Annotated in this window: 12 protein-coding genes; 4 read left to right on the top strand and 8 right to left on the bottom strand. The window is 47.4% G+C overall.

The annotated features are described in order from the left end of the window. Positions 1-35 precede the first annotated feature (35 nt). Entirely contained in the window at positions 36-971 is a 936-nt protein-coding gene (locus tag EHS89_RS01420) for a LysR substrate-binding domain-containing protein (RefSeq protein ID WP_124924322.1), read from the bottom strand. 120 nt (positions 972-1,091) lie between these two features. Here EHS89_RS01420 and EHS89_RS01415 point away from each other — a divergent pair, with 120 nt between their 5' ends. Beyond that, on the top strand, positions 1,092-1,337 hold the full coding sequence (locus EHS89_RS01415) for a DUF1127 domain-containing protein (RefSeq protein ID WP_229753510.1): 246 nt from the start codon (positions 1,092-1,094) through the stop codon (positions 1,335-1,337). Positions 1,338-1,423: 86 nt separating this feature from the next. Here EHS89_RS01415 and EHS89_RS01410 read toward each other — a convergent pair whose 3' ends face one another. Further along, entirely contained in the window at positions 1,424-2,329 is a 906-nt protein-coding gene (locus tag EHS89_RS01410) for a LysR family transcriptional regulator (protein ID WP_124924321.1), read from the bottom strand. A 434-nt stretch (positions 2,330-2,763) separates the two neighbouring features. Between EHS89_RS01410 and EHS89_RS01405 the strand changes: the two genes are divergently transcribed. Further along, a complete protein-coding gene (locus EHS89_RS01405) occupies positions 2,764-3,309 on the top strand; it encodes a carboxymuconolactone decarboxylase family protein (RefSeq protein WP_124924320.1) in 546 nt (181 codons plus the stop codon). A 143-nt stretch (positions 3,310-3,452) separates the two neighbouring features. Then, a complete protein-coding gene (locus tag EHS89_RS01400; RefSeq protein ID WP_124924319.1) occupies positions 3,453-5,204 on the top strand; it encodes a 2Fe-2S iron-sulfur cluster-binding protein in 1,752 nt (583 codons plus the stop codon). A 186-nt stretch (positions 5,205-5,390) separates the two neighbouring features. Here the strand turns inward: EHS89_RS01400 and EHS89_RS01395 are convergent, their stop codons facing one another. The 4 genes from EHS89_RS01395 to cspE form a co-directional block, all read right to left on the bottom strand. Further along, positions 5,391-5,612 carry a hypothetical protein gene (locus EHS89_RS01395; RefSeq protein ID WP_124924318.1) on the bottom strand — a complete coding sequence of 74 codons (222 nt, stop codon included), beginning with the start codon at positions 5,610-5,612 and terminating at the stop codon, positions 5,391-5,393. A gap of 291 nt (positions 5,613-5,903) precedes the next feature. After that, positions 5,904-6,110, bottom strand: a complete 207-nt coding sequence (locus tag EHS89_RS01390; protein ID WP_124924317.1) for a cold-shock protein — start codon at positions 6,108-6,110, stop codon at positions 5,904-5,906. Positions 6,111-6,447: 337 nt separating this feature from the next. Beyond that, complete coding sequence (locus tag EHS89_RS01385; protein WP_124924316.1) at positions 6,448-6,654, bottom strand: cold-shock protein; 207 nt, start codon at positions 6,652-6,654, stop codon at positions 6,448-6,450. Positions 6,655-7,022: 368 nt separating this feature from the next. Next, on the bottom strand, positions 7,023-7,229 hold the full coding sequence (cspE, locus tag EHS89_RS01380; protein WP_124924315.1) for a transcription antiterminator/RNA stability regulator CspE: 207 nt from the start codon (positions 7,227-7,229) through the stop codon (positions 7,023-7,025). A 487-nt stretch (positions 7,230-7,716) separates the two neighbouring features. On the opposite strand from cspE, the gene EHS89_RS01375 reads away from it, so the two are divergent. Then, positions 7,717-9,195 (top strand): sensor domain-containing diguanylate cyclase, encoded by a 1,479-nt coding sequence (locus EHS89_RS01375; protein WP_124924314.1) that lies wholly within the window; start codon positions 7,717-7,719, stop codon positions 9,193-9,195. A 147-nt stretch (positions 9,196-9,342) separates the two neighbouring features. Here the strand turns inward: EHS89_RS01375 and EHS89_RS01370 are convergent, their stop codons facing one another. Together EHS89_RS01370 and EHS89_RS01365 are read right to left on the bottom strand one after the other, a co-directional pair. Then, complete coding sequence (locus EHS89_RS01370; RefSeq protein WP_124924313.1) at positions 9,343-10,461, bottom strand: polyamine ABC transporter substrate-binding protein; 1,119 nt, start codon at positions 10,459-10,461, stop codon at positions 9,343-9,345. 156 nt (positions 10,462-10,617) lie between these two features. Further along, positions 10,618-11,964, bottom strand: a complete 1,347-nt coding sequence (locus EHS89_RS01365; RefSeq protein WP_124924312.1) for a glutamine synthetase family protein — start codon at positions 11,962-11,964, stop codon at positions 10,618-10,620. Positions 11,965-12,326: the final 362 nt, after the last annotated feature.

The following is a 12,326-nucleotide window of genomic DNA, read 5'->3' as shown; positions in this document are numbered from 1 at the left end:
GAAACCTGAGAGGGTGGTGATAGCGTTTGAGTATGTCACCGGGGAATTGCCAGATGGGATTGGTAAAACTGCTCCCAGCTGCGGTCGATAACCTGAATTTCCCGGCGTAGCCAGTTTTCAAACGTACGAACCTTGGGTCGCTGAAAGTGTTGTTCGGGTGCTACCAGGTAAAAATCGAATACAGATCTCAGATAGACCGGCATAGGGCAGATCAGAAGTCCTCGTTCCAGTAGATCGTAAGCCAGGCTGAAGCGCAGCATCGCCAGCCCCTGTCCACTGAGTAGCGCTTCGACCAGCATGGTGGAATCTGAAACGTGCAGGCGGGATGCGCCCTCACGAAACCTGACGCCTAATGCCTGTTCTATATCTGGCCATAGCATCTGCATGTCCGGGGCTTCATCCGATATCAGGGCTAGCTGCTCCAGTTGTGCGGGAATTGGTTGCTCCTGGTTTATAAGCGAAGGATGGCACACCGGAATAAGGTAGTCTTTCAGCAGCAGCCGTGATCTAAGCCCTGGGTAACTACCTCTGCCAAAACGGATTGCCAGGTCAAGTTCATTGCCTTCAAAGGATACCAGCTGCAAACCGGGGGACAGGTGGATATTGATCTGTGGGGCCTGTTCCTGAAACTTGCCCAGCCGCGGCACCAGCCAGCGCGCGGCGAATGAGGGTAGGGTGCTGAGGGTGAGTCGGTCCGGGTATGGGTCTTCAGCCAGTTGCGCAACACCTTGCTCCAGGGTGTCGAAGGCTTTGCTGGCATAGGGTAGTAGCTGTTGCCCTTGTGGGGTCAGTTCTACCGCTCGGGTCAGACGTTTGAACAGTACCTGTCCAAGCTGTTGTTCCAGTGTCTTGATCTGTTGGCTGATGGCGGCCTGGGTAACATTAAGTTGCTCGGCAGCGATCTTAAAGCTTTGTGCTTCAGCGGCGTGACGGAACGCCAGCAATGCTTTCAGTGGGGGCAGTCGCTTCATCGTATCAGAGTATGCTTATAGATTAGAATTTCTTAATTATAGCGGGTGATTTCTCGTTTGTCGGTAACTGAAAAATATCCGAATATTAATGCCTACCAACGGTATTGAGAGGGTGTTTCGATGAGTAATGCAACGATCTGTAACGAAGTAAGCGCAAGAAATATTAATTCAAAAAGTGGTTTTTCTGTTGCCATAGGAAGTTTGATGAATGCGGTGACAGCAGTGAGGAAAGTATTGCACCGCTGGCGCAGAAATAGCACTTCCCGGCGACAGCTGGCAGGGATGAGCAGTCATATGCTAAAGGATATTGGCATCAGCCGGTCTGATGTGGTGAATGAGGTAACCAAACCGTTCTGGAAGGATTGATGGTAGCGCATGTAACTACATCAACTACAGTAACTCAATCAGCAACAGCAGTAGCCGATACCCGGTTACTGCTGTTGTTACTATTCTTACTCAGGCTTTAAGGCGGTATCCGACCGCAGCCGCAGGGCCAACAGGTCAACAAAAGTCCTTATTTTTGCTGAAGCGTAGCGACCTTCCCTGTGCATGATGTGCACTGGCCAGGGGTTAGGTTCGAAAGTTTTCATGATGATCTTAAGCCTGCCTTCAGCAATTTTAGCAGCTGCCTGATACGAAAGCAGACGGGTTATGCCGAACCCCTGCAGCGCAGCTTCCAAGGCTGCATCGTTGGTGGTAACCCGTAGCCGGGGTTGTATACGCAGTAACTGGCTTTTGTTTTTATCTATAAAGCTCCAGTCTGGTGGGCTGTTACCGGCGCTGGAAGCGATAAGTGTATGTTGCGTCAATTGTTCCAGAGTTTCTGGTTCGCCATGTTGTTTCAGGTAATCCGGCGTAGCGCAGAGTATCCGGCGCACAGACCCAACCCGTAACGCACGCATGCTGGAGTCCGGCAGTTCACCAATACGGATACCGACATCGATACCTTCTTCGAGCATGTTAACAATCCGATCCAGAAATACTGCCGAGACCTCGGTGTCCGGATATTGTTGCTGATACTCGACGATGCCTGGGATAACGAACATCCGACCAAACAATGCCGGTGCTGTGACTGTGAGGTGGCCACGGGGTTCGGCGTTAATGCCGGCGGCGGTGTCATCAGCCATATCTACCTCTGCCATTATGCGGCGGGCATCCTCAAGGTAACGCTGTCCGGCATCAGTGGTGCGCACATAACGGGTAGTGCGGTTGAGTAGCTTAACGCCGAGGCGTTGTTCCAGCGCGGCGATCGCCCTGGTTACGGCTGGTGGCGACATCCTTAACCGGCGGGCTGCCGCGGCAAAACCTTGCTCTTCAGCAACCGCAACGAAAACACTCATCAGATGAAAACGGTCCATAGACGCCGCCTGTATTGTTCTTCAGGTTTTAAGCTTGAGTTAATTATTCCACTATATAGAATAGTTAATTGTCTTTTATGGTGATTCTTAAATCAAATGGAATTTTGCATAGTATATCCACCGGCAGCAAAAAGAGGGAAGGTGCAAATAAGTCCAATGTATTCTCTGGGGGCTATAGAACGGTCAGGTGCACGAAAGACAGTGCTGTGAAATGTCTGGACATTTTCAAACTGTCTGACAAAGCAGGTGGCCGTTCTAGAGCCCGCCCTTCGGGGCTTTCAGAGAGAACGAATCTCGGCGTTAACAATTTTCGACGTACAACCAGTATGCCTGTAATTGCTGCGTTGATCTCCGATCTCTCTGAAAGCCAGAGGCGCAAGGGACTTGTTCGCAACTTCCCCTGCCAATAAACAATTTGAAGTAGGAGAAAGACTATGAGCCGCATTAACGTAATCGATCACAACAACGCCAATACTGAACAGAAAGAGTTGCTGGATGCGATTCAGAATCAACTTGGCATGGTGCCTAACTTCCTCAAGGTCTTTGCTAATTCACCGGCAGCGTTGCGTGCGTTTCTGGGATTACATGGCATTGCGGGCGAAGGTAGCCTGGATGAGCAGACCCGGGAGCGGATAGCGCTGGCCCTGGCGCAACAAAATGCCTGTCAGTACTGCGTATCGGCGCACACAGCGATAGGCCGTAAAGCGGGTCTTTCCGGTAGCGAAATTGAAGCGAATCGGGCCGGCAGCAGCGAAGACAGCAAGGCGGCAGCGGCGGTTAAATTTGCCAGGGCTCTGGCAGAGCACAGTGGCGATATTACTACCGCAGAGCTGCTTGAGGTACGCAATGCCGGCTATAGTGAGTCGGATATTGTCGAGATCATCACGCACGTTGGCATGAATACGCTGACTAATATCTTAGGTAAGGCGAGTCGGGTGGATATCGATTTCCCTGAAGTAGAGCTGAGTTTAGCGTCATAAGTAATACTATCTGAGTTGCCGGCAGCCATTGCCGGCAACTAATGTTAAGTAGTGGCTATCAGAAGGGCTTTTGCAGCGGCTATTTTGCAGCATTGCAGGTACACCAGAATAGTCACTGCCAGGTCACAGGTTGGGAGCGTACCATGGGACATAAATTTGCAGAGATCGCGTTTACAGAGTCGGTACGTGAAGTTCAGCAAGAGATGGGTAGCCGTAATAGTTATGCAGGGATGGATGAGGGTGAAGATTACAATTATCTGCTGAGTCAGCATGAAGCAGCTTTCCTGGCTGAGCGTGATAGCTTTTATATGGCCAGCGTCGGTGAAACCGGCTGGCCTTATCTGCAACACCGTGGCGGGCCTGCTGGTTTTCTTAAAGTGATCGATGAGAGCCGTATCGGTTTCGCCGATTTTAGCGGCAATCGGCAATATGTCAGCGTCGGTAATTTCAGGAAAGATGACCGTGTGGCGTTGTTTCTCATGGACTATCCGAATCGTCGCAGGCTGAAAATGCTGGGACGGGTGCAGATCATCGGTGCCGATGAATCTGAGCTATTAGCTGAGCTGGAGGTCGATGATTATCGGGCCAGGGTTGAGCGGGGCTTTATTTTTCATATCGAAGCGTTTGACTGGAACTGTCCGCAGCATATTACGCCGCGCTATACCGAATCTTATGTTGAGCAATTGGTTAGTTCGCTGCAGGCGGAAAACCAATCCCTTAAACAACAACTCAATAATACAGAAGCTGTCAGCGAGAGATCAGCCCTGAACGATGCAGCAGCCCTGAGTGATGCAACAGCCTTGAGCAAAACGACAGCCTTGAGCGGAACAACAGCCCCGAGCGATGCTACAGCCGTGAGCGATGCTACAGCCGTGAGCGAAATTTCAGCCTCGAACGGATTAACGGTTCTGGGCGATGGTCCGCTAGAGCTGGTTGTTACAGCTGTGCATCAGCTTACACCCAGGGTACGTAGCTATGAATTGAGCGCAGCTGATGGCGGTTTGTTGCCAGCTGTTGAGGCCGGCTCCCATCTGCAGGTGCCGGTTCAGCTTGAAAGTGGTGAAGTCGTTATACGGTATTATTCGATCTGTTCCGGTCCGGGACGACGAGATCGCTATCAGATAGCGGTATTGCGTGAGGATGATGGCCGTGGTGGCTCTGTTGCGGTTCATCAGCAGTTTCAACTGGGCCTGCGTTTACGCTGTAGCATGCCCCAAAACCACTTTGCCCTGCAAGAATGTGTTGATAATGGAGATGGCAATAGAGCTGACAGTAGTGTGCTGATTGCTGGTGGTATCGGAATTACACCTATCATGGCGATGGCGCAAACACTTAAGCGGCAGGGGCGGGTGATGCAATTGCATTACGCTGGACGCAGCTTTAATGAGATGGCATTTCAACAGCAGTTAATATCCGAAATGGGTGATGCTCTGACGTTGTACAGTTCGTCTGACCAGCAGCGGTTGGATATAGAGCGAATTCTGTCGAGTGCGGCGGATGATGCAATGTTCTATGTATGCGGGCCGGAACGCCTGATTGACGCGGTAGTGGACAGTGCAAAAGTGTTGCAGATAGACCCTAAGCGTATCCGCTTTGAGCGTTTTACAGCAGAGTCGATAGCGGGGGCCAGGCCGATACAAGTTGAGCTTCGACGTTCCGGTAAAACGCTCAATGTTGCTGCTGATGAAACCGTGCTGGATGCGATGCTTGATGCTGGTGTTGATGCCGCTTTCGGCTGCAAGACTGGTATGTGTAAAAGTTGTGCCGTAAAGGTACTCGAAGGTGAACCTGATCATCGCGACTCTACGCTTTCAGCGGAGGAGCGGGAGCAGGGTCGGTTGATCTGCCCTTGTGTCTCCCGTGCGAGCAGTGAGCGTCTGGTGTTGGATGTTTGAATCTGTGAGCGAGTAGTATCAAAAATAATCAGCCAGGCGAAGTGCTTTCACTCTGGGTAAGGTAGGGTGGTAAATTGTGCTGTTTCTAAGCTTTTATGCTTTAAGCCTCGAAGAGCTATATTGAATCGATATATCAGACCCAGCTTAGCTGGGTCTGCTTATATTGACGGCAGTGATGTTTACTAATCAGCTGAGCTTCTTAAAAGACCTTACTGCCTGTGGCGTATCCGGATAATGTCTGTCCAGCCAGTTTTGCATTTCATCGGCGCTCATCAGGCCGGTTACTCTGCTCCAGGGGCGGCGCTTTTGATGTTGGCTGTTTGCTAGTGGCTCGTAGCAGATCCACTGGGTGTGATTCTGACTTTGATAACGTTGCACGCTCAGGTGCTCGCTTATATTTATTAACATTCTTAATTTCTTTTATATGATTAAGAATAACTCTCTAGTCGGTATATCCGTATTGCTTGTCTGGTAATGGCAGAGTGCTAAGGATGTGTCTTAATCAGAAACTTATGTAGGGCGTTTCTGTTAATCAGTTCTTTGTGTCGTATCTGTAAACTGTGATACGCAAAGGTACGAAATGAGGGTGTTCTTAATTATGCTATGTGTGATGGGCTATTGTACCCGGTTTAAATGTTGCCCGATCAGTTTCAGATCGGGCATTCAAGTGGTGCTGAATTTAATCAGCGAGCCGTTGAATCAGATTACAGAGATGTTCTCTGCTTGTGGTCCACGTTGGCCTTGAGCCACGGTGAACTCAACTTTTTGACCTTCTTCAAGAGTCTTAAAACCAGAGCTCTGGATTGCGCTAAAGTGAGCAAACAGATCAGGTCCTGATTCTTGCTCAATGAAGCCAAAGCCTTTATCTGGGTTGAACCATTTTACGGTACCGGTAGATGTAGTCATGATAATGTCCTGTTTTTTAAAATATTAAGCCATTGAAATAGATGGCCGTATGGCGCGAATTTTTACTATAAATTATGGAAAACAGGACGGAGAACTTAGGTAGGTACTACGAAATGAAAGGCATAAATGTACGGTGAATCTTCAAGCTAAATTCAATATATAAAATTTATCGCTTGCGGTCAATAAATAAATTTTACTAATGGAGTTTGGTGAGTCGTTGGCTGATTGCAGGTCAGGCAGAGTTATTAGTTGTCTGGTTAGGTTATTGCAGGCAAAAAAAAGCCTGATCGTAATCAGGCTTTTTTTAAGAGTGGATCAGAGATCCAATCAGGAAGTCTTAAGCAGCAACGATGTTTTCTGCTTGTGGACCGCGCTGACCTTGAGTTACAGAGAACTCAACTTTCTGACCTTCTTCAAGAGTCTTGAAACCAGAGCTCTGAATTGCAGAAAAGTGTGCGAAAACGTCAGGGCCGTTTTCCTGCTCGATGAAACCGAAGCCTTTATCAGCGTTAAACCATTTAACAGTACCGGAAACAGTAGCCATGTTAGTGTCCTATTTTAAAATAAAATTTTGCCATCTTATGATGACGAGTGATGCAGGAATCAAAACTATAAATTATGAAAACAGGACGAAGTGACTAAATAGGTACTACGAAATGAAAGGCATAAATGTACGGTGAATCTTCAAGCTGGGCGTAATGTATAAAGTTTATCGTCTCAGGTCAACGAATAAATTTAATTTGCGGGCTTTAATTTATTGCTGGATATGGTGTTCAAAGGGCTAGTGAACGTCCAGAGTGGTGATATTGCGGGGGTTACGATAGTGAAGAGATTGGCAAATTTCAGGCAAAAAAAAGCCTGATCGTAACCAGGCTTTTTTTATGAGTGGATCAGAGATCCAATCAGGAGGTCTTAAACAGCAACGATGTTTTCTGCTTGTGGACCGCGCTGACCTTGAGTTACAGAGAACTCAACTTTCTGACCTTCTTCAAGAGTCTTGAAACCAGAGCTCTGAATTGCAGAAAAGTGTGCGAAAACGTCAGGGCCGTTTTCCTGCTCGATGAAACCGAAGCCTTTATCAGCGTTAAACCATTTAACAGTACCGGTAACAGTAGCCATGTTAGTGTCCTATTTTAAAATAAAGTTTAGCCATCTTACGATGACGAATGGTGCAGGAATCTTTACTATAAATTATGGAAACAGGACGATGAATCTGAAACAGGATCATTCGTAATGAGGCATAAATATATGGTTAATCTTCAAGCAGGGACTAATATATACAGCTAACTATCTAATAGCAATGACTAATTTGTATTTTTTCTAAGAAGTTTGCCCTATCAGTCCGACCTTACCTGAGTTGCTGTGATGGGTGATGTTGTGATGGTGTTAAAGTTGGCCTTGAGACCAAGGGGAGGTGTTGAATAATTATTCAGTGGCACTCCGGCTAGACAAGGTCGATATCAGAGCTTATGCTCTTTTAACAACGGGTTAGCTTTTAATTCTGGCCTGCTCAGGATGACTCCAGAGAATGGGATTTCATCGGTTATTTCTACCGCTCCCTTTGAATTCGGAAGTCAGTGATATTAACTGACCAGAATGATGCAATATGAACCTGCTAAGTATTCGTAAGCCCTCTTTTATGCTGATCGCCAGTTTGTTGCTGATACTGGCTTTCTCAACCATCAGTATTGTTAGTTATTATGTGGCTAATTACAGTCTCAATCAGCATATTCGTACCAATACACTGCCGCTTACCAGCGATAATATTTACTCTGAAATTCAGCGCGATCTGCTACAACCGATACTGGTCTCATCGCTTATGGCCAATGACACTTTCGTCCATGACTGGGTGGTCAGGGGGGAGCAGAATCCGGCACCGATGAGCCGTTACCTGACTTCAATACAGGAACGCTACGATACGGTTACGGCATTTTTTGTATCTGATCTATCTAAAAATTACTATCACAGCAGCGGAGTTATCAAGCAGGTATCGGCTGATGACTCCAGGGATGACTGGTATTTTAATGTTCGGGAGATTAGCGGCGAATTTGAAATTAATCTTGATATAGATACTGTTGACGCGACGACTACAACGCTGTTTGTAAATCATAAAGTGTTTGATCAGAACGATAATCTATTGGGCGTTATTGGTGTTGGACTGGCATCTCAGACCATTATGGAGCTGGTTGAAACCTACCAGGCCCGTTATGGACGACATGTATATTTTATTGATCGGTTAGGTAAGGTTGTGCTGCAGGGCAGTCGATTTAACGGCGCTGATGATATTCGTAAAGTGGCAGGCCTGAGTGAGCTTGCTACTCAGGTCCTGACCAGTCCAGGTGGTTCATACCAATACACTAGTGATGGACAGGATTTTCAGATCAAAACCCGCTTTGTGCCGGAGTTAAACTGGTATCTGATCGTTGAGCATACAGAGCAAACTGAGGATGAGGTAGTTACTGCGCTGTGGGTTAGTTTGTCAGTTAGCCTGATTGTTACCGTTATCGTATTACTGTTGGTTCATTATACGCTGGGCGGGTATCAGCGCAGGTTAGAGCTGATGGCAAATACTGATCTGCTTACCGGCACGATGAGTCGACATGCATTAGAAACCTCATTTAGTCAGATTCTGAGTTTTGCCCGGCGTCAGCAACATCCTGTCTCTACTGTTCTGGTGGATGTTGATCATTTCAAGTCAGTTAATGATAAATATGGCCACCTTGCGGGTGATCGGGTGTTAACTCAGATCGCCAATATTCTTAGCGATTCGTTACGCAGTTCTGACAGTATTTGTCGCTGGGGTGGTGATGAATTTCTTATTGTATTGCCGGACTGTGATCTTGCGGCCGCCCATGCGTTGGCGGAAAAGATGCGGCAGCTGATAGAAGAGTCTCTACAGGTGATCGACAGTCAGACGCTTGGTATTACAGCTAGCTTTGGTGTCGCTCAATATAATGGCCAGGAATCAGCCAGTAATCTGTTCAGCCGGACAGATCAGGCGCTGTACCGGGCTAAATCGTTACAACGTAACAAGGTAGTGCTAACAGAAGGGGACAGTGTTTCTGTGGGTGTTACTCAGGAATAACTTGTTACTCCTGTTGATAACAAGCTGTAAACAGACTGAAGTTGTTTGGTTTCTGAAAAAAAACCGCCCGGTTGGGCGGTAAGAGAGTAAGGTCCGCTATGACGCTGGACAATCCAAATTCATTCGATTCTTTAACCTGTAGTCGCTTTACTTACCGGTTTTAATATCTGACCAGGTACGGTTACGCACCCGTGCTATTTTTGGCGGTAACTGATCAGTCAGATACAGCCGTTCACGAGTCTCATCGTCAGGATAGATGGCGGTATCATTGATGATCTCTTCATCGACAAACTCATTAGATGCCGGATTTGGGTTGGCATACCACACGTAGTTGGTTATATCGGCAATAATATCGGGGCGCAGCAGGAAGTTGATTAACTTATGGGCGTTCTCTGCGTTTTTTGCACCGGCCGGAATCAACAGCATATCAAACCAGATTTCGGTGCCTTCTTTCGGGATGGTATAGGCCACTTCTACACCGTTTTCAGCTTCTTCTGCCCGGGCCTGGGCCTGGAAAATATCGCCGGAGTAACCCACTGCAACACAGATATCGCCATTGGCCAGATCGTTAACATATTGTGAAGAGTGAAACTGGCGCAGATAAGGGCGAACTGCGCGCAGAGTCCCTGCGGCAGGGCTGTCATATTTGTGTGCTGCTTTACTTTGGTCGTTAGGGTTCTGGCCGCTATAGATCAGCGACATAGGGTACATCTCATCCGGTGAATCCAGGAAAGTGACGCCACATTCCTTCAGTTTTTTCATATTGTCCGGATTGAACACCAGATCCCAGCTATCAACCGGTGCATCATCACCCAGTGCAGCTTTGACCTGATTAACGTTATAGCCAATACCGGTAGTGCCCCACATATAGGGAACACCGAACTGATTGCCGGGGTCTTTCTGGCTTAACTTAGCCATCAGGGTTGGATCAAGGTGGCTCAGGTTGGCTAACTTTTCTTTCTGTAGTGGTTGAAAAATACCCGCTTTAATTTGCTGGGCCATAAAATGGGAACTGGGGACTACCAGATCATAACCAGAATTGCCTGCCAGTAGCTTGGCTTCCAGAGTTTCATTACTGTCATAAACGTCGTAGACCACTTTGATACCGGTTTCGGCTTCAAACTTTGCCAGCGTATCCTCTGCTATGTAGTCGGACCAGTTATAAAAATTAAGTACTTCCTGGGCTTGAGCCGTATTGATAGCCGCCAGGCTAAATATGGCGGCGCCCAGTGTTGTTTTTAAACGGGATGGTACAGCTGTTTTCATTATTTTTGCCTCTCATCTTGATGCTTAATTCAGTGTTTAAAAGTGTGCTTCAGATTGCTATCAACAATCTGAAGCAGTTGATCGTTATTAATTTGTTGTACGTAAGTAACAGGAACTCACGTTGCCTATACGTTAAGTAACAGGAACTCACGTTGCCTATACATTAAGTAACAGGAACTCACGTTCCCATGAACTGATAACCTCGTTGAAGGTTTCAAACTCGGCGCGCTTTACACCGATATAGGCTTCGACGAACTGCTTGCCCATTATCTCGCTTAGCTCAGGGCAGTCTTCCAGTTGACGTAACCCCTCTTCTAATGAGCGGGGTACTTCTATCGGGTCACCTTCATCGGCGGCCAGTCCCTGATTTGGCTTGCTGGGTTGAAGCTGTTGCTGCATACCCAGATATCCGCAAGCCAGGCTGGCAGCAATGGCCAGATAGGGATTGCAGTCAGAGCCGGGAAAACGGTTTTCTATCCGGCTGGCAACTAATGGTGCTTCAGGCGCCCGCAGACCTGTGGTGCGGTTGTCGATGCCCCATTCAAAGTTGACCGGGGCGGCAATCTCAGGTGCAAAGCGGCGATAAGAGTTAACATTTGGGGCATAAAAAGCGATCGCGTTATTGGTGTATTTCTGCAGGCCTCCTACGTAATGGTAGAACGCTTTTGAGAACTCACCTTCCTGCTTGCCGGCAAATATATTCTCGCCGCTTTCAATATCTATCAGGCTTTGATGTATATGCATTGAGCTACCCGGCTCATGCTGCATTGGCTTAGCCATAAAGGTGGCATACATATCATGCTTAAGGGCCGTTTCGCGCAAGGTGCGTTTAAATACGAACACCTGGTCGGCTAGCTTAAGGGCATCACCATGGAGGAAATTAATCTCCATCTGTGCGGCACCGGACTCATGGATCAGGGTATCGACATCCAGACCCTGAGCTTCGCAGTAGTTATACAAGGTATCAATGACCGGATTGAATTCATTAACCGCATCAATACTGTACGACTGACGTGCGGTTTCCCGGCGGCCAGAGCGGCCGGTAGCCGGTTTAAGTTCATAGTCCGGATCGGTATTTTTTTGCACCAGATAAAATTCGACTTCGGGTGCGATTACCGGGCGTAATCCTTTGTCTTCATAAAGCTTGAGAATTTTGCGTAACACTGAACGACTGGCCAGTGGGTGGTGATCACCCTGGCTGGTGTAGCAATCATTGATAACCTGTGCGGTAGGTTCATCAGCCCAGGGTACCAGTCGCAGGGACTCGGGGTCGGGTACCAGTACCATATCTTTATCGGTAGGGTCGACCAGGTCATAATGGTTTTCTGCCCACTCACCGTTGACTGTTTGCACCAACAGGCTCTCGGGGATTTTGCCACCTTTTTCCGACAGGAACTTATTGGTCGGATAAAATTTACCCCGCGCATTACCAGTCATATCCGGTAGTGTCGACTCAACTTCGGTAATATTGTTCTCTTTGAGAAACCTTGCCACGGCTTCCATAAATCACCTTCTTATTTTATGTGTTGCACTCATCGCCTTAACTCTGACTAAGGAAGGGGCTTGTTCGCACCTTCTTAAACTTCACCTATTTATAATAGGTGCCTCAGAGCTGGTCGGGCTATTGAACTGCCATTAACCCGAGTGTTAGTTCGGTTAATAGCTGAATTTATTTTCTTTCTAAAACCGGTGTAGTGCTGTGTTGTGTTTTTGTAACTCGAATCATTGTTCGGGTTTTAGGTTATGTGATCACAAAAGTTAAAGCAACAGTAAAAATAAAATATTTGCCATTACATGGCCGTTGTAAGCGGTATAAATTAGAAGTATTATTCGGTTTAGTGTGGTGTGTTAGTGTGTCTGTAGTT

The sequence above is a fragment of the Amphritea balenae genome (assembly GCF_003858655.1).
Taxonomy (GTDB): domain Bacteria; phylum Pseudomonadota; class Gammaproteobacteria; order Pseudomonadales; family Balneatricaceae; genus Amphritea; species Amphritea balenae.
The sequence above is the reverse complement of the archived record's forward strand: the minus strand, read 5'-3'. Positions and strand labels throughout refer to the sequence as shown.

What these genes read in the sequence shown, in the direction of transcription:
- EHS89_RS01395 (WP_124924318.1), bottom strand. Translation starts at nt 5,612, where the DNA reads ATGTTAATAAATATAAGCGAGCACCTGAGCGTGCAACGTTATCAAAGT.
- cspE (WP_124924315.1), bottom strand. Translation starts at nt 7,229, where the DNA reads ATGGCTACTGTTACCGGTACTGTTAAATGGTTTAACGCTGATAAAGGC.
- EHS89_RS01390 (WP_124924317.1), bottom strand. Translation starts at nt 6,110, where the DNA reads ATGACTACATCTACCGGTACCGTAAAATGGTTCAACCCAGATAAAGGC.
- EHS89_RS01385 (WP_124924316.1), bottom strand. Translation starts at nt 6,654, where the DNA reads ATGGCTACTGTTTCCGGTACTGTTAAATGGTTTAACGCTGATAAAGGC.
- EHS89_RS01400 (WP_124924319.1), top strand. Translation starts at nt 3,453, where the DNA reads ATGGGACATAAATTTGCAGAGATCGCGTTTACAGAGTCGGTACGTGAA.
- EHS89_RS01415 (WP_229753510.1), top strand. Translation starts at nt 1,092, where the DNA reads ATGAGTAATGCAACGATCTGTAACGAAGTAAGCGCAAGAAATATTAAT.
- EHS89_RS01365 (WP_124924312.1), bottom strand. Translation starts at nt 11,964, where the DNA reads ATGGAAGCCGTGGCAAGGTTTCTCAAAGAGAACAATATTACCGAAGTT.
- EHS89_RS01370 (WP_124924313.1), bottom strand. Translation starts at nt 10,461, where the DNA reads ATGAAAACAGCTGTACCATCCCGTTTAAAAACAACACTGGGCGCCGCC.
- EHS89_RS01410 (WP_124924321.1), bottom strand. Translation starts at nt 2,329, where the DNA reads ATGGACCGTTTTCATCTGATGAGTGTTTTCGTTGCGGTTGCTGAAGAG.
- EHS89_RS01420 (WP_124924322.1), bottom strand. Translation starts at nt 971, where the DNA reads ATGAAGCGACTGCCCCCACTGAAAGCATTGCTGGCGTTCCGTCACGCC.
- EHS89_RS01405 (WP_124924320.1), top strand. Translation starts at nt 2,764, where the DNA reads ATGAGCCGCATTAACGTAATCGATCACAACAACGCCAATACTGAACAG.
- EHS89_RS01375 (WP_124924314.1), top strand. Translation starts at nt 7,717, where the DNA reads ATGAACCTGCTAAGTATTCGTAAGCCCTCTTTTATGCTGATCGCCAGT.